At 71.5% G+C, this 17,187-nt stretch carries 16 protein-coding genes; 5 read left to right on the top strand and 11 right to left on the bottom strand.

Going from position 1 to position 17,187, the window contains the following annotated elements; translation table 11 throughout:
* The first annotated feature begins 9 nt into the window (after positions 1 to 9).
* Complete coding sequence (locus J2X55_RS16450) at positions 10 to 621, top strand: flavin reductase family protein (RefSeq protein WP_115918711.1); 612 nt, start codon at positions 10 to 12, stop codon at positions 619 to 621.
* Positions 622 to 771: 150 nt separating this feature from the next.
* Here J2X55_RS16450 and J2X55_RS16445 read toward each other — a convergent pair whose 3' ends face one another.
* Genes J2X55_RS16445 through J2X55_RS16435 form a run of 3 tightly spaced genes read right to left on the bottom strand, consistent with a single transcriptional unit; the run spans position 772 to position 3,499 of the window.
* Positions 772 to 1,581 (bottom strand): maleylpyruvate isomerase family mycothiol-dependent enzyme, encoded by an 810-nt coding sequence (locus J2X55_RS16445; protein ID WP_309824697.1) that lies wholly within the window; start codon positions 1,579 to 1,581, stop codon positions 772 to 774.
* Positions 1,578 to 2,402 carry a fumarylacetoacetate hydrolase family protein gene (locus J2X55_RS16440; RefSeq protein WP_115918715.1) on the bottom strand — a complete coding sequence of 275 codons (825 nt, stop codon included), beginning with the start codon at positions 2,400 to 2,402 and terminating at the stop codon, positions 1,578 to 1,580. The genes J2X55_RS16445 and J2X55_RS16440 overlap by 4 nt, the downstream gene beginning before the upstream one ends.
* Entirely contained in the window at positions 2,399 to 3,499 is a 1,101-nt protein-coding gene (locus J2X55_RS16435; protein ID WP_309824693.1) for a cupin domain-containing protein, read from the bottom strand. Before J2X55_RS16435 ends, J2X55_RS16440 begins: the two co-directional genes overlap by 4 nt.
* Before the next feature lie 197 nt (positions 3,500 to 3,696).
* Here J2X55_RS16435 and J2X55_RS16430 point away from each other — a divergent pair, with 197 nt between their 5' ends.
* The 3 genes from J2X55_RS16430 (at position 3,697) to J2X55_RS16420 (ending at position 5,796) form a co-directional block, all read left to right on the top strand.
* Entirely contained in the window at positions 3,697 to 4,509 is an 813-nt protein-coding gene (locus J2X55_RS16430; protein WP_309824691.1) for an alpha/beta hydrolase, read from the top strand.
* Positions 4,510 to 4,753: 244 nt separating this feature from the next.
* Positions 4,754 to 5,158: a GNAT family N-acetyltransferase gene (locus J2X55_RS16425; RefSeq protein ID WP_309824690.1), complete on the top strand. Its 405-nt coding sequence runs from the start codon at positions 4,754 to 4,756 to the stop codon at positions 5,156 to 5,158.
* Between the two features lie 50 nt (positions 5,159 to 5,208).
* Positions 5,209 to 5,796 carry a histidine phosphatase family protein gene (locus tag J2X55_RS16420; RefSeq protein ID WP_115918721.1) on the top strand — a complete coding sequence of 196 codons (588 nt, stop codon included), beginning with the start codon at positions 5,209 to 5,211 and terminating at the stop codon, positions 5,794 to 5,796.
* Between the two features lie 42 nt (positions 5,797 to 5,838).
* Here the strand turns inward: J2X55_RS16420 and J2X55_RS16415 are convergent, their stop codons facing one another.
* From J2X55_RS16415 to J2X55_RS16395, 5 genes are read right to left on the bottom strand one after another with little or no spacing between them, the layout of a single operon-like run.
* On the bottom strand, positions 5,839 to 6,663 hold the full coding sequence (locus J2X55_RS16415) for a CoA ester lyase (RefSeq protein WP_309824689.1): 825 nt from the start codon (positions 6,661 to 6,663) through the stop codon (positions 5,839 to 5,841).
* The gene (locus J2X55_RS16410) at positions 6,660 to 7,127 is read right to left on the bottom strand and encodes a MaoC family dehydratase (protein ID WP_115918725.1); all 468 of its coding nucleotides are present in this window, start codon (positions 7,125 to 7,127) and stop codon (positions 6,660 to 6,662) included. The genes J2X55_RS16415 and J2X55_RS16410 overlap by 4 nt, the downstream gene beginning before the upstream one ends.
* Positions 7,124 to 8,299 (bottom strand): acyl-CoA dehydrogenase family protein, encoded by a 1,176-nt coding sequence (locus J2X55_RS16405; RefSeq protein WP_309824688.1) that lies wholly within the window; start codon positions 8,297 to 8,299, stop codon positions 7,124 to 7,126. The genes J2X55_RS16410 and J2X55_RS16405 overlap by 4 nt, the downstream gene beginning before the upstream one ends.
* Positions 8,296 to 10,326 carry a biotin carboxylase N-terminal domain-containing protein gene (locus J2X55_RS16400; protein ID WP_309824716.1) on the bottom strand — a complete coding sequence of 677 codons (2,031 nt, stop codon included), beginning with the start codon at positions 10,324 to 10,326 and terminating at the stop codon, positions 8,296 to 8,298. Before J2X55_RS16400 ends, J2X55_RS16405 begins: the two co-directional genes overlap by 4 nt.
* Positions 10,327 to 10,340: 14 nt before the next feature.
* Positions 10,341 to 11,987 (bottom strand): carboxyl transferase domain-containing protein, encoded by a 1,647-nt coding sequence (locus tag J2X55_RS16395; RefSeq protein ID WP_309824687.1) that lies wholly within the window; start codon positions 11,985 to 11,987, stop codon positions 10,341 to 10,343.
* Positions 11,988 to 12,164: 177 nt separating this feature from the next.
* On the opposite strand from J2X55_RS16395, the gene J2X55_RS16390 reads away from it, so the two are divergent.
* Positions 12,165 to 12,848: a TetR/AcrR family transcriptional regulator gene (locus J2X55_RS16390; RefSeq protein ID WP_309824685.1), complete on the top strand. Its 684-nt coding sequence runs from the start codon at positions 12,165 to 12,167 to the stop codon at positions 12,846 to 12,848.
* A gap of 561 nt (positions 12,849 to 13,409) precedes the next feature.
* Here the strand turns inward: J2X55_RS16390 and J2X55_RS16385 are convergent.
* From J2X55_RS16385 to pdhA, 3 genes are read right to left on the bottom strand one after another with little or no spacing between them, the layout of a single operon-like run.
* A complete protein-coding gene (locus J2X55_RS16385; RefSeq protein ID WP_309824683.1) occupies positions 13,410 to 14,876 on the bottom strand; it encodes a dihydrolipoamide acetyltransferase family protein in 1,467 nt (488 codons plus the stop codon).
* Positions 14,873 to 15,916 (bottom strand): alpha-ketoacid dehydrogenase subunit beta, encoded by a 1,044-nt coding sequence (locus tag J2X55_RS16380; RefSeq protein ID WP_309824682.1) that lies wholly within the window; start codon positions 15,914 to 15,916, stop codon positions 14,873 to 14,875. Before J2X55_RS16380 ends, J2X55_RS16385 begins: the two co-directional genes overlap by 4 nt.
* On the bottom strand, positions 15,913 to 17,049 hold the full coding sequence (gene pdhA, locus J2X55_RS16375) for a pyruvate dehydrogenase (acetyl-transferring) E1 component subunit alpha (protein ID WP_309824681.1): 1,137 nt from the start codon (positions 17,047 to 17,049) through the stop codon (positions 15,913 to 15,915). The genes J2X55_RS16380 and pdhA overlap by 4 nt, the downstream gene beginning before the upstream one ends.
* Between the last annotated feature and the right edge of the window lie 138 nt (positions 17,050 to 17,187).

Below are 17,187 nucleotides of genomic sequence, written 5' to 3'. Positions count from 1 at the left end.
GACCACCTGATGTTCATCGACGCCGCCGGCCTCTCCCCCGCCGACACCTACCGCCTGCTGGTGGGTTCTGTCGTGCCGCGGCCCATCGCATGGGTCACGAGCGGACGTGACCCGGTGAATCTGGCCCCCTTCAGCTCGTTCACGTGGGTGAGTCAACATCCGGCGATGCTCGGGTTCACCGTTAACAAGCGCGCGGACGGCCGCAAAGACACGATCCGCAACATCGAGGAGCATGGCGAGTTCGTCGTGAACATCGCCGACGAGACCCTCCTCGGGGCATTGCACGCGAGTTCGGAGTGGATGCCGCCCGACGTCGGCGAGGCCGACCGCCTGGGGCTCGCGATCGCGGAGTCGCGGGTCATCGGCATCCCGGGCCTCGCCGACGCCCCGGTGCGGATGGAATGCCGCTACCACTCCACCACCGCGTTCAGTCCGACCGGTGGCGAGTTCGTCGTGGGCACGGTCGTGGGGTGGACGGTGCGCGACGACATCATGCGGATCGGCTCGACGGGCGCGGCCAGCATCGACACCGAGCTGCTCCGTCCCATCGGGCGCCTGGCCGGTCCGCGCTACACACCACTCGGCGAAGTCGTGGAGCTGCCGGCGGTGCCGGGCGGCTGAACGGGTGGTCTCCTCCGCAAGCTGGCCTACTCTCCCGCCCCGGAGCCGGTGGACTCTCCCACAGAATCGGATGCCGCGGACCCCGGCATCCGATTCTGTTCTCGCGATGCGCCTCCGCGCCACGCACGAAAGACGGATGCTCTCACCCCCTCAGAACCAGCGAGCGATCTCCGGCAGCTCCCCGCCGCCCACGACCCGCAGTCGCCGCGCCCCTCGGCCGGAGAGCCAGCGCGCGAGATCGGCCGCGGCCCCCTCGACGATCGGGCCTCCCTCACCGTACTCCCCGGGCGCCGCCTCGCGGTCGGCGGCCCGCAGCACGACGGCGCCGGGCTCGCTACGGCGCATCCACGCGCGCAGCACATCGGCGATGATCTCGTCGATCATCTCAGGCGGGAAGTCCAGGAACGACCCGCCGTTGTCGAGGTCGACCGCGTGCACCCACACTTCTTTGGCGCGCATCCACGCCGTCTCGCGGGTGGGCACGGTGCGTCCCTGCGCGGTGACGACCTCGGCATCCCACTGTTCGTCGCTGAGATCACGCCACTCGACGTCGAGGTGCACGGCCGCGTGGTCCACGAGGTGCCGGAGCGCTCGAGTGGGCAGGGTCGCCCCTCGTATTATTTCGTCCCTCCGCTGCGTGTCCGAGGCGTACATGCGGTTCTCGACCCCCGTGCGCCCCCACTCGACGAGCCGCGCGACCGCCCGGGCGTTGTAGCCGACGTGGGCGACGAGATGCCTCCGCGTCCAGCCGGGCAGCAGGCTGGGCGCGTCGAGGTCGGCGTCGTCGAGTTGCATGAGACGCCGAGCGAAGTACGCGGTCCCCCGGCGGGCGAGGTCGAGATGCGCGTGGGGGGCGGTGTCGGCGTCGTAACGCGCACCTGCTCCCTGCCGCTCACGCAGCGACTCTTCCTCGGGGGTCAGGACGCGAGCGCCCGGGGCGTCGCGCCCCTCGCTGGTCACGATCCCTCCGCCACGAACCGGTTGCGCAGCGTGCCGATCCCGTCGATCGTGACCTCGACGGCGCTTCCGGATGCCAGATGCTCGCGTGGATCGCGGGCGTGGCCCACGCCTCCCGGGGTCCCCGTGAGGATGACGTCGCCGGGCCGGAGCGTCGTGATGGTCGAGACGTAGCGCACCAGGTCGACCGGGCCGTGGACGAGGTCGTGAATGTCACCGATCTGCTTCTGCACGCCGTCGACGGTCGTGGTCATGCGCGCGTCGGTGGGGATCTCGTCGGGGGTGGCGAGCACGGGCCCGAGCGGTGTGGAGCGCTCCCATATCTTGCCCTGCAACCACTCGCGGGTGCGGAACTGCCAGTCGCGCATCGACACATCGTTCGCGATCGTGTAGCCGGCGATGGCGTCTTCGGCCTGCTCGGCCGAAGCGCGTCGCACGGTGGAGCCGATGACCACGGCGAGCTCGCCCTCCCAGTCGATCTCGGGGCTCTCCGCCGGCAGGGCGATGTCCTCGCCGGCCGCGGCGAGCGTGTCGGCGAACTTGGCGAAGAGCACCGGGTATTCGGGCAGATCGCGCTTCATCTCGAGGATGTGCGCGCGGTAGTTCAGGCCCACGCACACGATCTTGCTCGGCGCCAGGATCAGGGGCGCGTGGTCCACGGCATCCCGGTCGATCACCGGACCCTCGATCGCCCTCACCGCCGACGGGGCCCCGGCGCGCAGCACGTCGCCGACGTCGGCGAAGCGCTCCAGCACGATCGCGCGCTCGCCCTCGATACGGGCGGCGGCGGTGGTCCCACGCCAGTGGATGGTGCTCAATTTCATCGGTCGGTCTCCTCTTCGAACTCGCGGTACAGCCCCAGGCCCTCGAAGATGGGCGTGTCGCTGAAGTGGAACAGGTCCAGGCGCGTCTCGGCCTGGACGCGGAAGCGGCACCAGCTCGGCACGACGAAGATGTCGCCGTGCTCGACGGCGTGCTCGGTGTCGCCCAGCAGCACGCGGCCGGTGCCCTCGAACACCTGGTACACGTTCGAGCCGACCTCTTGGCGCACCGGCGTCGACGCGCCCTCGCGCAGGCGGTGGAACTGCGCGCGGATCGTGGGCATGACATCGCCCCCGGTCGTGGGGTTCGAGAAGCGTACGGCCGCGTGTCCGGGGCCGACGGTCGCCGGCATCCCTTCGCTCTCCAGCAGCAGCTGGCCGGTGAGGGCGGCGTCGGTGTGCTCCCAGCGGTAGGCGCCGATCGGGCTCGAGACGGTGCGGCGCAGTCCCGCCAGCGGCAGCAGCCCCGGGTGGGCCCACAGGCGCTCGGAGCGGGAGAAGTTGGGGGTCGCCTCGTCGGTCACCCGCTCGGAACCGAACTCGAAGAAGCCCGAGTCCATCTGATACGCGAAGGGGATGTCGAGGCCGTCGATCCACGTCATCGACTCGTCGGTCTCGTTGTGGTGGCCGTGGAAGTGCCAGCCGGGGGTGAGCAAGAAGTCGCCGCGGCTCATGCGCACGGGGTCGCCGTTCACGACCGTCCACACTCCCTCTCCCGAGGTGACGAAGCGGAAGGCGTTCTGCGAGTGTCGATGCTCGGGCGCGGTCTCGCGCGGCCCGAGCTGCTGGATCGCCGCCCACAGCGTCGGCGAGATGTACGCGCGCCCGCCCATGCCGGGGTTGGCGAGGCCGATGGCCCGGCGCTCTCCGCCGCGTCCGACGGGAACGAGGTCGCCCGCGCGCTCGGCGAGGGGCTGCAGCGCGCTCCACCGCCACACCCACGGCACCGCCTTGGGGTTCGGGGTCTGGGGCATGAGGTCGTCGAGCTGCGTCCACAGCGGAATGAGGTTGTTCTCTTCGAATCCGCGATACAGGGCGCGCAGCTCGGGGGTGTCCTCGGGCTGCATCCCGTGCTCGAGAGATGTCTGGGTGTCACTCATCGGTCCTCCTCGACGTCGACTCCCGTCCAGGTTGCATGACTAACTCACGGTGCGCAACGCCTTTTTGTCACATATCCCACGAACGGGAAACAAATCTCTTGCGCTGGACGTTGATTTGTTACACGATGTGGGCCACGGGATGCCGCGGCACGGCGTCGCGGTCCCGGCGAGAGCATCGATCTGCAAGGAGGCAGAGCATGTCCGAACTCGAGCACCACGAGACCGCCTCGTCCGACGGAACGCTCATCGCGTATTTCCGTCGCGGCAGCGGGCCGGCTCTCGTCGTCACGCACGGGAGCATCGCGACGAAGGAGCAGTGGATCCCCGCCAGCGAGGCCCTCGCCGAACACGTGACGCTGTACGTGTACGACCGCCGGGGTCGAGGCGGCACGGGCGACGCCGACGACTACTCGCTCGCGCACGAGGTCGCCGACATCGCCGCGATGATGGAGGTCGCCGGGCCCGGCGCGCACCTGCTCGGCCACTCGTTCGGCGCCCTGGCCACCCTCGCCTACGCGCGAGAACACGGGCTCGACGGAGGCACCCTGATCGCCTACGAGCCCCCGCTCGCCGTGCAGGGCGCGGTCGCGGGCGAGCGCTTGGCGGGGTATCGCGAGCGGGTGGATGCCGGAGACCTCGACGGCGCGCTCGAGTACGCGCTCGTGAACTTCGTGCGGGTACCCGCCGAGGCCATTCCCTTCATCCGCGAGACGCCGCTGTGGGGCGCGAGCGTGCCGCTGACCCCCACCTGGGTGCGCGAGCTCGCCGAGATCGATGCCCTCGGCAGCGATCTCTCGCCCTACGCCGAAATCGAGGACCCGACCCACCTCATCGCGGGAACCGCGACCACGGCGTTCCTGTATCAGTCCGCGCACGACCTGGTGAAAGTCATCCCCGACGCCGGGATCACCGACATCGAAGGCGCCGATCACTTTGCGCACCTTGCAGACCCGCAAGGCTTCGCCCGCGTGGTCGTCGCCGCTCTGAACACGGCCGCCGTCCCTCGGTAACGCCGCTTCCCCCGCCCGACCCCCGACGCGCGCCCGGAGCGCGTCGGGGGCCGCACCCGCGGCAGTCGCGACTCGGCGGCTCGCGGGCGCTGAGGCTTGCGAGGGCCGGCGACACGAGCCCTGTGATCAACCCAGGGAGGCGCGAACGGTGACGATCATGACGCTGGTGCGACGCCCGGGCACCCGGTCGAGATCTGCCACCCTCTCGCACTTACCGCCCGTCACACCGGATACCCTCTCGCTCGTGCAGTACTCCTTCGACCTCCCCACGGCATCCGAATTCGCCGTCCTCTACGCCGAGACCGGCTGGGGCACCTGGCCCCTCACCAGCTTCGAGCGTGCTCTGGAGGGCACCTGGGTCACGTGCGCTGCGCGCGACGAAGCGGGACGACTCGTCGGGATGGGCCGATTGATCTCCGACGGCGCCCTGCACGCCTTCGTGACCGAGATGATCGTCGCCCCGGCGGCGCGCGGGGCCGGGGTCGGCGGTGAGATCGTCGACCGACTGGTGGCCGAATCACAGCGACGGGGAGTGCACGACGTGCAGCTGTTCGCGGCCCGTGGCCGGGCGGAGTTCTACGAGCGCCACGGGTTCGTGCGTCGTCCGGCCGACGGCCCCGGTATGGACCTCTCCGCCGACCCTCGCTGACCGTCGCTCGGCCGCACGAGAGCGGCTTCGTCGCCGGTTAGGCTCGAACGGTGACGATCGTGACCCTGGTGCGACATGGCGAGACCGCGTGGAACTACGAGGGACGGATCCAGGGCTCGACCGACATCCCCCTGAACGACACCGGTCGCCTGCAGGCACGGGGCATCGCTCAGACCCTCGCCGACGAGTACGCGGGGCGTGAGGTCGTCGTCGTGTCGAGCGACCTGGGCCGCGCCGCCGAGACCGCCGACATCATCGCGGCGGCCCTCGGCACCACGGTGACGCGCCGCTTCCCGGGTCTGCAGGAGCGCTCGTACGGCGACGCCGAAGGAATGGACGCACCCACCTTCTACAAGACCTACGGCCCGTGGCACGCGGCCGACGTCCCCGGAGCCGAGACCTGGCCGGTCGTGCGCGAGCGCGCGCTCGCCGCGATCGCCGAGGCCGTGGCATCCGCTCCCGAGGGCATCGACGTGATCGCCGTCGCGCACGGGGCGCTCATCCGCGAGGTCATCATGTTCGCCACCGACGGGGAGTTCCCCCGCGAGGGCGAGCGTCTGCCGAACTGCTCGGCGACGACGTTCCGCATCGACGGCGACCACTGGGAGATGCTGGCGTACGCCGGCGTCGCGAGCTGACAGCCCCGACCCCGCGTCGCACGAGAAGCCGGTGGAGCGCCCTCACTCCCCCGCCCGCGCCACCACCGACCGCGCGTGACGCAGAACCGGCTCATCGACCATTCGTCCCTCGTAGCGGAAGACGCCCCGCTCTCCCTCTGCCGCCTCGAGCACTCCCCGCGCCCAGGCGACGAGATCGGCGCTCGGGGCGTACGCCGCGCGGATCGTCGCGACCTGCCCGGGGTGGATGCACGCGGTGGCGGCGAAGCCCGAGGCCGCGGCATCCCGAGCCTCCTCCGCGAGCCCCTCGTGATCGGCGATGTCGACGTGCACGGCGTCGATGGCCCGCTTGCCGAAAGCCCCCGCCGCCAGCAGCACGCGCGCTCGTGCGAGCCGCGCGACGTCGCGGTAGCCGCCGTCGTCGCGTCGGCTCGAGGTGCCGCCGAGGCTCGCGACCAGGTCTTCGGCGCCCCACATGAGTGCCACGACCTGCGGGAGCGCCGCGAGCTGCTCCGCGCGGACGATCCCCCGCGCCGTCTCGCACAGCGCGATCACCTCGACGTGTTCGAGAAGATGCAGGGATGCCGGGTCCTCGGCCTTCGCGACCATCACGCGCCGTACCCGGGTGCGCTCGAGGGCGGCCAGGTCGTGCGCGAAGTCCGGCGTCCCCGGTGCGTTCACCCGCACGATCAGGCGCTCGGGGTCGGGGTCGGCGGCGATCATCGCCTCGCGAGCGGAAGCCTTGGCATCGGGGGACACGGCGTCCTCGAGGTCGAGGATCGCGGCATCCGCCCGCTCGAGCGCCTTGGGCAGACGCTCGGGGCGATCGCCCGGGACGAACAACAACGCGGGGCCGAGGTCGAAAGCGCGCGCCTGTTCGCCGTTCACGCCCGCCCCTCCAGGGCCCACATCAGCACCGTCCGGGTGGCGGTCACCACGACCTCGTCGTTCTGCGAGCGACCGGTGTGCGCCATGACCACCACGCCCTGCCCCGGGCGGGATGCCGAGGGACGCACCGACACGACCTCGGTCTCGGCCGAGAGGGTGTCGCCGACGAACAGCGGGGCGGGAAAGCTCACGTCGGTGAGACCGAGCTGGGCGACGAGCGTGCCCTGGGTCAGCTGCGCCACGGAGAGGCCGACGAGGGTCGACAGCGTCCACATCGAGTTCACGAGCGGCCGGCCGAACGGCTGGGTCGCGGCGTACGCGGCATCGAGGTGAAGCGCCTGCGCGTTCATCGTGAGGGTCGTGAACACGACGTTGTCGGCGTCCGTCACGGTCCGCCCGGGACGGTGCGCGTACCTCTCGCCGACGACGAACTCCTCCAGGTACAGGCCGCGCTGCTCGATCATGCGGCAACGGTACCCGTGAGCCCCAGCGCGCGCGAGATCACCATCAGCTGCACCTCGGTCGTGCCCTCACCGATCTCGAGGATCTTGGAGTCGCGGTAGTGCCGCGCGACGGGGTACTCGTTGATGAAGCCGTTGCCGCCGAACACCTGGGTCGCGTCCCGCGCGTTCGCCATCGCGGCGTCGCTCGCCGTCATCTTCGCCACGGCGGCGTCGACGCTGAAGGGCCTGCCCGCGTCGCACAGGCGCGCGGCGTGCACCCACGCCAGACGCGCGGTGTGCACGCGCGCGTGCATGCGGGCCAGGAGGAACTGCATGCTCTGTCGCGTCGACAGGCGCTCGCCGAAGACGGTGCGGCTGCGGGCGTAGTCGACGGCGGCTTCGAGGCAGCCCTCGGCGGCCCCGGTGGCGAGGGCGGCGATCGCGACGCGGCCTTCGTCGAGAGTGCGCAGGAAGTTTTTGAATCCGTGCCCGCGCTGCCCGAGCAGGTTCGCCTCGGGCACCCGGACGCCGTCGAAGGTGAGGGGGTGGGTGTCGGAGGCGTTCCAGCCGACCTTGTCGTACGCGGGGCCGACGGTGAAACCGGGCGTCCCGTTCGGCACGATGATCGTCGAGATCTCGGGGCGGTCGCCGACGCGGTCGGTCACCGCGGTGACGGTGACGAACCGGGTGATGTCGGTGCCGGAGTTGGTGATGAACTGCTTCGAGCCGTCGATCACCCACTCACCGTCCTCGAGCTTCGCGGTGGTGCGGGTGGCGCCCGCGTCGCTGCCCGCCTCGGCCTCGGTGAGTCCGAATCCGGCGAGAGCGCGACCCGCGACGAGGTCGGGGAGGTATTGCGCTTTCTGATCCTCGGTGCCGTAGCGGTAGATGGGCATGGCGCCCAGGCCGACCCCCGCCTCGAGGGTTATCGCCATCGACTGGTCGACGCGCGCGACGCCCTCGATCGCGACGCACAGGCTCGCAAAGTCGCCGCCCTGCCCGCCGACCTCTTCGGGGAACGGCAGGCCGAAGAGGCCGAGCTCGCCCATCTGCGCGACGAGGTCGAGGGGGAGCTCGTGCGCGCGATCCGCCTCGTACGATCGCGGAGCGATCACCTCGTCGGCGAACTCGCGCACCATCGCGCTCAGTTCGCGCTCGTCGTCGGTGAAGGCCTGCTGGCTGTCGATGCTCACGGGTGGGTCTCCTCGGGGGAAGGGGTGGGGTCGGATGCCGGGATCCCGGCGAGATCGTGCGAGCCCGGGACCATGGGGGTCACCGTCGCGACCACCTCGTCGCGGGTCACCTGCGCACCCGCCGCCGTGCGCAGCCGGACGGCCCCGGCGTGCGGGGCGGTGACGGTGTGCTCCATCTTCATGGCCTCGATCGTGACGAGACGTGCCCCCGCCTCGACGGGGGCACCGTCGGTGACGTGCACCGCCACGACGGTGCCCGGCAACAGCGAGACGAGGTCGGGATCGATCGCTCCGGGGTCTCGGCCGGCGGTGGCCCGGCGGCGCGCCGCGGCGTCCCGCCGCGACACCACTCGGAGGCGGTGCGCTCCGCCGTCGGCGTGCACCCAGTACTGCTGCGGACCGCCCGTCACCCGGGCGTCGACCGCGGCCGGCGCGACCGCGTGCACCTGTCCGGCGTCGTCCTCGAGCCACACCGTGCGAGGGGGCGCCGCTCCCCCGGCACGCCACGCCCCGACGCGACCCCACACGGAATCGTGCGTCGGCACGTCGGACGCCACGACTCGCTGCGCCACCGCGCCGAGTGCATCGGGCGTCGGCTCGACGGCGGGCGGCGTTCCCCGCCGATCCAGGAGCCCCGTGTCCAGGTCTCCCGCGCGCACCGCGGGTTCGGCCAGCAGCGCTCGCAGGTCGGCGATGTTCGTGTCGACGCCGAGCACGACCGTCTCGGCGAGCGCCGCGTCGAGTCGGGCGATCGCCGTCTCGCGGTCGGGGCCGTGCGCGATGACTTTCGCGATCATCGGGTCGTACTGCGAGCCGATCACACTGCCGGTCTCGACGGCGCTGTCGACGCGGGCGGATCCCGGATGCCACAGGCTCACGGTCCCCGTGGCGGGGAGGTACCCGCGCGATGGGGTCTCAGCGTACACGCGCGCCTCGATCGCGTGTCCGTCGAGGCGGATCTCGGGAAGCTCCAGCGGGAAGCCCGCAGCCACCCGGAGCTGTTGCTCGACGAGGTCGATGCCGGTGATCATCTCGGTCACGGGATGCTCGACCTGCAGGCGCGTGTTCATCTCGATGAAGAACGGCTCGTCGAGGCGATCGCCCGCGACTAGGAATTCCACGGTCCCCGCGCCGAGGTAGCCGACGCTCCGGGCGGCGGCGACGGCCGCCTCGCCGAGACGCGCGCGCGTCTCGGCGTCGACGACGGGCGAGGGGGCCTCCTCGATGACCTTCTGGTGCCGTCGCTGCAGCGTGCACTCCCGCTCACCGAGAGAGAGGGTCGTGCCGTGCGCGTCGGCGAGCACCTGCACCTCGATGTGGCGCGGGCGCTGCAGCAGCCGCTCGAGCAGCAGGGTGTCGTCGCCGAAGGCCGCGGCCGCGACCCGGCGGGCGGTGGCGAGCGCGTCGGCGAGGTCGCCCGGGCCGGTGGCGACGGTCATCCCCTTGCCTCCCCCGCCCGCGGAGGGCTTGACCAGCAGCGGGTAGCCCGCGCGTTCGGCTTTCGCCGCGATCTCGTCGTCGCCCAGACCGACGGCGGAGAACCCCGGCACCGTCGGGACCCGGTGTGCGGCGACATGCTCTTTCGCGCGAATCTTGTCCCCCATCACCTCGAGGGCCTCGACTCCGGGGCCGACGAAGACGACCCCGGCCGCCGCGCACGCGCGGGCGAAGCCGGCGTTCTCGCTGAGGAACCCGTAGCCGGGGTGCACGGCGTCCGCCCCCGACGTCACCGCGGAGGCGACCACCGCGTCGACGTCGAGATACGACGGCACACGCACGGCGTGGTCTGCGTCGCGGACGTGCGGTGCATCGGCATCCGCGTCGGTGAAGACGGCGATCGAACGGATGCCGAGTCGCCGGAGCGTCCGGAACACCCGGCGCGCGATCTCGCCGCGGTTCGCGACCAGAACGTTCGAGAACAGGCGGGGCTCACGCGCGGTCGCGACGTCAGCCGGGAACGACGCGCCCGCGCGGGAACGCGGGTCCGCCGTGGAGCGCGACGCCACCGTCGGTGCGACCTCGACCATCTCGCCCACCCCCGTCACATCCGGAAGAGGCCGAAGCCCCGGTCGGCCAGCGGCACACGGCTGACGACGTCGAGCGCGAGGCCGAGCATCGTGCGCGTGTCGACGGGGTCGATCACACCGTCGTCCCAGAGCCGGGCCGTGGCGTAATACGGACTACCCTGCCGCTCATACCTCTCGCGGATGGGCGTCTGGAACGCCTGGTCGTCGGCATCCGTCCACTCCTCTCCGCGGGCGGTGCGCTGCTCGCGCGTGACGGTCGAGAGCACGGATGCCGCTTGCGCCCCACCCATGACCGAGATGCGGCTCGAGGGCCAGGTCCAGAGGAACCGCGGGTCATACGCGCGCCCGCACATCGCGTAGTTGCCGGCGCCGTACGAACCGCCGACGAGCACGGTGAGCTTGGGGACGCGGGTGGAGGCGACCGCGGTGACCATCTTGGCGCCGTCTTTGGCGATGCCTCCCGCCTCGGCATCCCGCCCCACCATGAACCCGGTGATGTTCTGCAGGAAGAGCAGGGGGATGCCGCGCTGGTCGGCGAGCTCGATGAAGTGCGCGGCCTTGAGGGCGGATTCGCTGAAGAGCACACCGTCGTTCGCGATGATCCCCACGGGGTGGCCGTGCAGGCGCGCGAAGGTCGTGATGACGCTCTCGCCGTACAGCGCCTTGAACTCGTGCAGGGAGTCCGCGTCGACGAGGGTGTCGATGATCGCGCGCATGTCGACCGGCTGCGAGATGTCGGCGGGGACGATGTCGTAGAGCTCTTCGGGGTCGCGTGCGGGGTCCGTCACGGTCTCGACCGACCAGACCGGCGCCGGGGTGGGCGGCAGGGTGCGCACGATGTCGCGGACGATCTCGAGAGCGTGCTCGTCGTCGTCGGCGAGGTGGTCGACGACCCCCGAGCGACGGGCGTGCAGGTCGCCGCCGCCGAGCTGCTCGGCGGTGACGTCTTCGCCGATCGCGGCCTTCACCAGGGGCGGACCGCCGAGGAAGACGGTGCCCTGGCCGCGCACGATCACGCTCTCGTCGCTCATCGCCGGAACGTACGCGCCACCCGCGGTGCACGACCCCAGGACGGCGGCGATCTGCGGGATGCCGAGAGCCGACAGCTGCGCCTGGTTGCGGAAGATGCGGCCGAAGTGGTCGCGGTCGGGGAACACCTCGTCCTGCATCGGCAGGAAAGCCCCGCCCGAGTCGACGAGGTAGACGCAGGGCAGGCGGTTCTCGCGCGCGATCTCCTGCGCGCGCAGGTGCTTCTTGACGGTGAGGGGGAAGTACGCCCCGCCCTTGACCGTGGCGTCGTTGGCGAGCACCATCACGTGACGACCGTGCACGAGACCGATCCCCGCGACGACTCCGGCGCCGGGCGCTGCGCCGTCGTAGAGCCCGTGGGCGGCGAGGGGGGCGATCTCGAGGAACGGACTGCCCTCGTCGAGCAGACGCTCGACCCGCTGTCGCGCGAGGAGCTTGCCGCGGGCCGTGTGACGTTCGCGGGCGGTGTCCGACCCTCCGCGCGCGGCGCGGGCCAGGGTGGCGCGCAGCTCGTCGGCGAGGGCGCGTTGGGTGGGCGTGGTGGCGGGGGTGTCCGGTCCCGCGGCGCCGTCGGCGGGCGGCGCGGCGGCGGAAGCATCCGACGCTGTCTCGGTGACCGGTGCTGTGCTCATGGCGGCTCCGTTTCGGTGCCACCTCGTCGTCGGCACCGTCGTTCCCGCGGGGTCGTTCCCGCGGGCTGGGGTTTCAGTTAATGTTGACTAACTGAGATGCCAGGCTAGCCCGAGCGGATGCCGATGACAAGAGTTTCGACAGACACTGTCGACCCGTCGCCGACGGGTGCCGAGGGCGTGAGCTCCGCCCGACCCACCGGCACGGCGCGCGACCGCGCCAAGGCCGACCGCCGCGCGGCCCTGCTCGCCGCTGCGGCGACTCTGTTCGCTGAGCGCGGCTTCGACGGCGTGACCCTCGGCGACATCGGCGAGGCGGCCGGGGTGAGCGGCCCCGCCGTGTACCGGCACGTCGCGAGCAAGCAGGCACTGCTCGGCGCCATCCTCGTCGACGTCAGCGAGCGGTTGCTGCAGGGTGGCCGCGCGGTTCTCGAGGATCCCCCGGCGTCGGGCGACGCACGGCCCGGCCCCGACGCCTCCTCCGCGGCGGCTGAGAACCACCGCACCGGAACCGACGACCGCACCACGGACGACCCGGACACCGTCCTGCGCGCCCTCGTCGACTTCCACGTCGCGTTCGCGCTCGCCGAGGCCGACGTGATCCGCGTGCAGGACCGTGACCTCGACCGCCTCGCCCCCGACGATCGTCGCACGGTCCGCGACCTGCAGAACGCGTACGTCGCTGTCTGGACGGCGGCTCTCGCAGCAATGGATCCGGATGCCGAGTCCCCGGCCGAACGCCGTGTGCGCGCCCTCGCGTGCTTCGGCTTGATCAACTCGACACCGCACAGCGTGCGGGGCGTGCCCACGTCACGTGTGCGCCCCACCCTGACCCGCATGGCCCTCGCAGCGCTGACGGCCTGAGCCACGGCATCCGCCCGTCCTGAAGCAGCTCCGCGGCCCGTCGAGTGTCCAAGAAACCCGGACGCCCTCGCGTCCTGTCCGGGTGTTCTGGACACTCAACGCGCAAACGCACGTCCACGCCCCCAGCATCCGGCCCGGGTGTTCTGGACACTCAACGCACAAACGCACGCCCACGCCCACGCTCACGCCCACGCCCACGCCCACGCCCACGCCCACGGGAGCGTCCCCGCGAGTGTCCAAAGCACGCCGCACGCGGACCGGGGCCTACGGCATGTCCTGGACGCTCGACGCGCCCGTCCCCGCCGGCACACCTCACCCCGCCCGCCGGTCGTGAGTGTCCAAGAAACCCGGACGCCCCCGGCATCGCGTCCGGGTGTTCTGGACACTCAACGCACAAACCCACGCCCACGGGAGTGTCCACGCGAGCGTCCAAAACACGCCGCACGCAGACCGGAACCCAAGGCATGTCCTGGACACTCAACGCACCCGCGCGCGCCGGAGGTGCCGAGGGCGACCACTCCCCCGGCACCCGGTCCGCGACACCGGAACCCGACCGCCGACTCAGCGCAGCAGCATCGCCCGCCCGGGCTCGCGGAGCACACCGGCGACGTCGGTGAGGAAGCGGGCCGCCTCGGCCCCGTCGACAAGCCGGTGGTCGAACGAGAGGCTGAGGGTCAGCACGTCGCGCAGCGCGATCTCGCCCTGGTGTTCCCACGGCGTCGTGCGCAGAGCGCCCACGGCGAGGATCCCGGCCTCACCGGGGTTGAGGATCGGGGTCCCGGCATCCACCCCGAACACGCCCACGTTGGTGATCGAGAACGTGCCGCCGGTCATGGCGGCGGGCGTCGTGCGCCCGGCGCGCGCGGTGGTGGCGAGGTCGGCGATCGCGTCGGCGAGGTCGACGAGGTCGAGGCGGTCGGCATCCGCGATCACGGGCACCACGAGACCGCGGTCGGTCGCGGCCGCGATGCCGAGGTTCACGTAGTGGTGCTCGATGATCTCGCCCGCCGCTTCGTCCCACCGGGCGTTCAGTGCGGGCGTCCTCCCGAGAGCCAGACACACGGCTTTCGCGACGATTGCCAGCAGTCCGATCTTGTGCCCGTCGAGGGCGCGGTCGGTCTTGAGGGATGCCAGCAACTCGGTCGTCGCGGTCACGTCCAGTGTGAGGAAGGTCGTCGCGTGCGGAGCGGTGAACGCACTCTGCACCATCGCCGCGGCGGTGTACTTGCGCACTCCTCGGATCGGCGTGCGGGTGACGCGGTCTCCCCCTGATGCGGGGACACCCGCGGGCGGGGTCGCCGGCGGTGCCGACGCAACCTGCTCGGCGTACTCCTCGACGTGCACGCGGGTGATCAGCTCGCCCGGGTGGGCGGCCGCGACGAGGGCGAGGTCGATTCCGTGGTCTTTCGCGAACTTGCGCACGGGCGGTGTGGACCGCGGTCGCTCGAGCGGAAGGTCGATGGGGCCGGTGCGCACGATGTCGTGCGGGGCGGCCTCGCGGACGGCGTGGTCGGTGTCGAGGGCGACGGTTCCCGCTCCGCGGGCCCGGCGACGCGGCCTGCTGCCCGACGTCGGCGCGGCGCCGTAGCCGACGAGGTTGGGCGTCGCGCGACCGGTCTCCCCCGCCGCCGTCGTGCGGACGTCGTCGGCGACACGCCGTTCCTCGAGGTCCGACGACGGCCCGTCGGCACGCGACTCAGCGAGACGGTCTGCCGGGCCGGTCCCCGTCCGCGTGCCCCCACCGTCGACCCGTGTCCTTTCCGTAGGCGCCGGGCTCTCGGCATCCGCCCCCTCGACCGCGAACGACACGAGGGGCGACCCGACCTCGACGATGTCTCCGGCGGCGGCGTGCAGCCCTTGCACGATGCCCGCGTAGGGCGAGGGGATCTCGACGATCGCCTTGGCCGTCTCGACCTCGGCGATGGTCTGGTTGAGGGTGACGGTGTCGCCCTCGGACACGTGCCACTGCACGATCTCGGCCTCGGGCAGCCCCTCGCCGAGATCGGGAAGTCGGAATTCGCTGATCATCGGACGCCCCCTCCGACGGTCGACGCGCTCGCGCTCCCCGGCGCTCCGCCCGCCGCACCGCGCTCGAGCACACGGTCCACCGCGTGCAGGATCCGGTCCAGATCCGGCACGTGATGCTTCTCGAGCTTCGAGGGGGGATAGGGGATGTCGTGCCCGGTCACGCGCTGCGGCGCGGTCTCGAGGTAGTGGAAGCACTGCTCGGTGATGCTCGCGACGAGTTCGGCCCCCATCCCCGCCTCGCGCGCGGCCTCGTGGGTGACGACGACCCGTCCGGTCTTGCGGACGGATGCCGCGACGGTGTTCATGTCGACCGGCGACAGCGAACGCAGATCGACGACCTCGAGCGAGATCCCCTCGTCCTCCGCGGCGAGCGCGGCGTCGAGGGCCGTGCGCACCTGGGCGCCGTATGTGACGATCGTCGCGTCGGTGCCCTCGCGGGCGACGCGGGCGAGGTGCAGGGGCGGGGCGTCGGCCAGGTCGGCATCCAGATCGACCTCGCCCTTGGAGTGGTACAGGCGCTTCGGCTCGAAGAAGATGACCGGGTCGTCGGAGGCGATGGCCTGTTGCAGCATGACGTACGCGTCCTGCGGATTCGAGGCCGCGACCACGCGCAGACCGGCGGTGTGCACGAAGTACGCCTCGGGCGATTCGGAGTGGTGCTCGGCCGCGCCCACACCGCCGGCCCACGGGATGCGGATGACGAGCGGCATCCGGATCCGGCCGCTGCTGCGGTAGTGCAGCTTCGCGACCTGGCAGACGATCTGGTCGAACGCGGGGTAGACGAACCCGTCGAACTGGATTTCGACGACGGGTCGATAACCGCGCAGGGCGAGACCCACCGCGGTGCCGACGATGCCGGCCTCGGCGAGCGGGGTGTCGACGACGCGCTGCGCACCGAACCGCTGCTGCAAGCCGTCGGTCACGCGGAAGACGCCGCCGAGCTTTCCGATGTCCTCGCCCATGAGGAGGACCCTGTCGTCGGTGTCTAGCGCCCTCGCGAGCCCCGCATTGATCGCGGAACCGAGGGTGAGGGAAGTCATCGCGAACCCTCCCCGTCGAAACCGGCCAGGTACTCGACGTACTCCGCCCTCTGCTGCGCGAGTCCGGCGTGCGGTTCCGCGTACACGTGGTCGAAGATCGTCTCGGGTGCTCGGGTCGTCGCGCCGATGCACGCCGCGCGCACCTCGGCGGCGAGTGCGTCGGCCGCGCGAGCGACCTCGGCCATGCCGGAATCGTCGAGCATCCCCTCGGCGCGCAGGTACGCCTCGAGCCGTGCGATCGGGTCGCGCTGCGCCCAATGCTCGACCTCGGCCGCGTCACGGTACCGCGTGGGGTCGTCGCTCGTGGTGTGCGGACCCATGCGGTAGGTCACGGCCTCGATGAACGAGGGCCCCTCACCGCGGCGCGCGCGATCGAGCGCCCAGCGCATCGCGGCGACGCAGGCGAGGGCGTCGTTCCCGTCGATGCGGAGACTCGGGATGCCGAACCCCGGCGCCCGGCCCGCGATGGGGTACTTCGCCTGGACGGTGACGGGTTCGCTGATCGCCCACTGGTTGTTCGAGCAGACGAAGACCACCGGGGCCCGGAACGACGAGGCGAACACCATCGCCTCGTTGACGTCGCCCTGGCTGGTCGCACCGTCACCGTAATATGCGACGGCGACGTCGGTGGACCCGTCTCGCTGGGCGCCCATGGCCCAGCCGGTGGCGTGCAGGGACTGCGCTCCGATGATGATCTGGGGAGGAGCGGCGTTGATGGTGGTGTGGTCGTAGGCCGAGTGCTCCTCGCCGCGCCACGCGAGCACGTAGTCGGCGGGCTGGGCCCCGCGGCCCAGCAGGACGCCGTGCTCGCGGTAGCTCGGGAAGACGAAGTCGCCGGGGGCGAGGGCGTGGGCCGTCCCCACCTGCACAGCCTCCTGGCCGCGGCACGGCGCCCACAGCGCGAGCTGACCCTGGCGCTGCAGGGCGACGCCTTCGGCATCCAGTCTGCGGGTGAGGACCATGTCGCGGTGAAGGGCGCGCAGCTCGTGCGGCGAGAGATCCGCGACCCAGGGGTCGAGGGTGTCATCGGCCGTCCGCGAACCGTCGGGCTCGAGAAGACGGAGCACGTCATCGAGGGCGTCGTGGCCGTCGGCGCTTCCCGGGGAAGAGCCTCGCGTCTGGGTGTACGTCATCGTCATCCCTCCAGTGCGGCCCCGGCTCCTCGTGAGAGCGGGGGCGTACGGATGCCGGCAGCACCGCCGACGGGGCCGACCGTACGCGCGGAATGCACCCCGCTCAAGACCTCGCCGTCATATTGAGCATCGTGCCCA

Origin of the sequence: Microbacterium sp. 1154 (assembly GCF_031455375.1) — a bacterium.
GTDB lineage: Bacteria > Actinomycetota > Actinomycetes > Actinomycetales > Microbacteriaceae > Microbacterium.
Note: the sequence above shows the minus strand (reverse complement) of the source record. Positions and strands in the feature narration are given on the sequence as shown.

Bases quoted from the DNA above. Each gene is read 5' to 3' on its own strand.
- J2X55_RS16450 (WP_115918711.1), top strand. From the start codon at position 10: ATGTTCATCGACGCCGCCGGCCTCTCCCCCGCCGACACCTACCGCCTG.
- J2X55_RS16440 (WP_115918715.1), bottom strand. From the start codon at position 2,402: ATGAAATTGAGCACCATCCACTGGCGTGGGACCACCGCCGCCGCCCGT.
- J2X55_RS16435 (WP_309824693.1), bottom strand. From the start codon at position 3,499: ATGAGTGACACCCAGACATCTCTCGAGCACGGGATGCAGCCCGAGGAC.
- J2X55_RS16430 (WP_309824691.1), top strand. From the start codon at position 3,697: ATGTCCGAACTCGAGCACCACGAGACCGCCTCGTCCGACGGAACGCTC.
- J2X55_RS16410 (WP_115918725.1), bottom strand. From the start codon at position 7,127: ATGATCGAGCAGCGCGGCCTGTACCTGGAGGAGTTCGTCGTCGGCGAG.
- J2X55_RS16400 (WP_309824716.1), bottom strand. From the start codon at position 10,326: ATGGTCGAGGTCGCACCGACGGTGGCGTCGCGCTCCACGGCGGACCCG.
- J2X55_RS16395 (WP_309824687.1), bottom strand. From the start codon at position 11,987: ATGAGCACAGCACCGGTCACCGAGACAGCGTCGGATGCTTCCGCCGCC.
- J2X55_RS16385 (WP_309824683.1), bottom strand. From the start codon at position 14,876: ATGATCAGCGAATTCCGACTTCCCGATCTCGGCGAGGGGCTGCCCGAG.
- J2X55_RS16380 (WP_309824682.1), bottom strand. From the start codon at position 15,916: ATGACTTCCCTCACCCTCGGTTCCGCGATCAATGCGGGGCTCGCGAGG.
- pdhA (WP_309824681.1), bottom strand. From the start codon at position 17,049: ATGACGTACACCCAGACGCGAGGCTCTTCCCCGGGAAGCGCCGACGGC.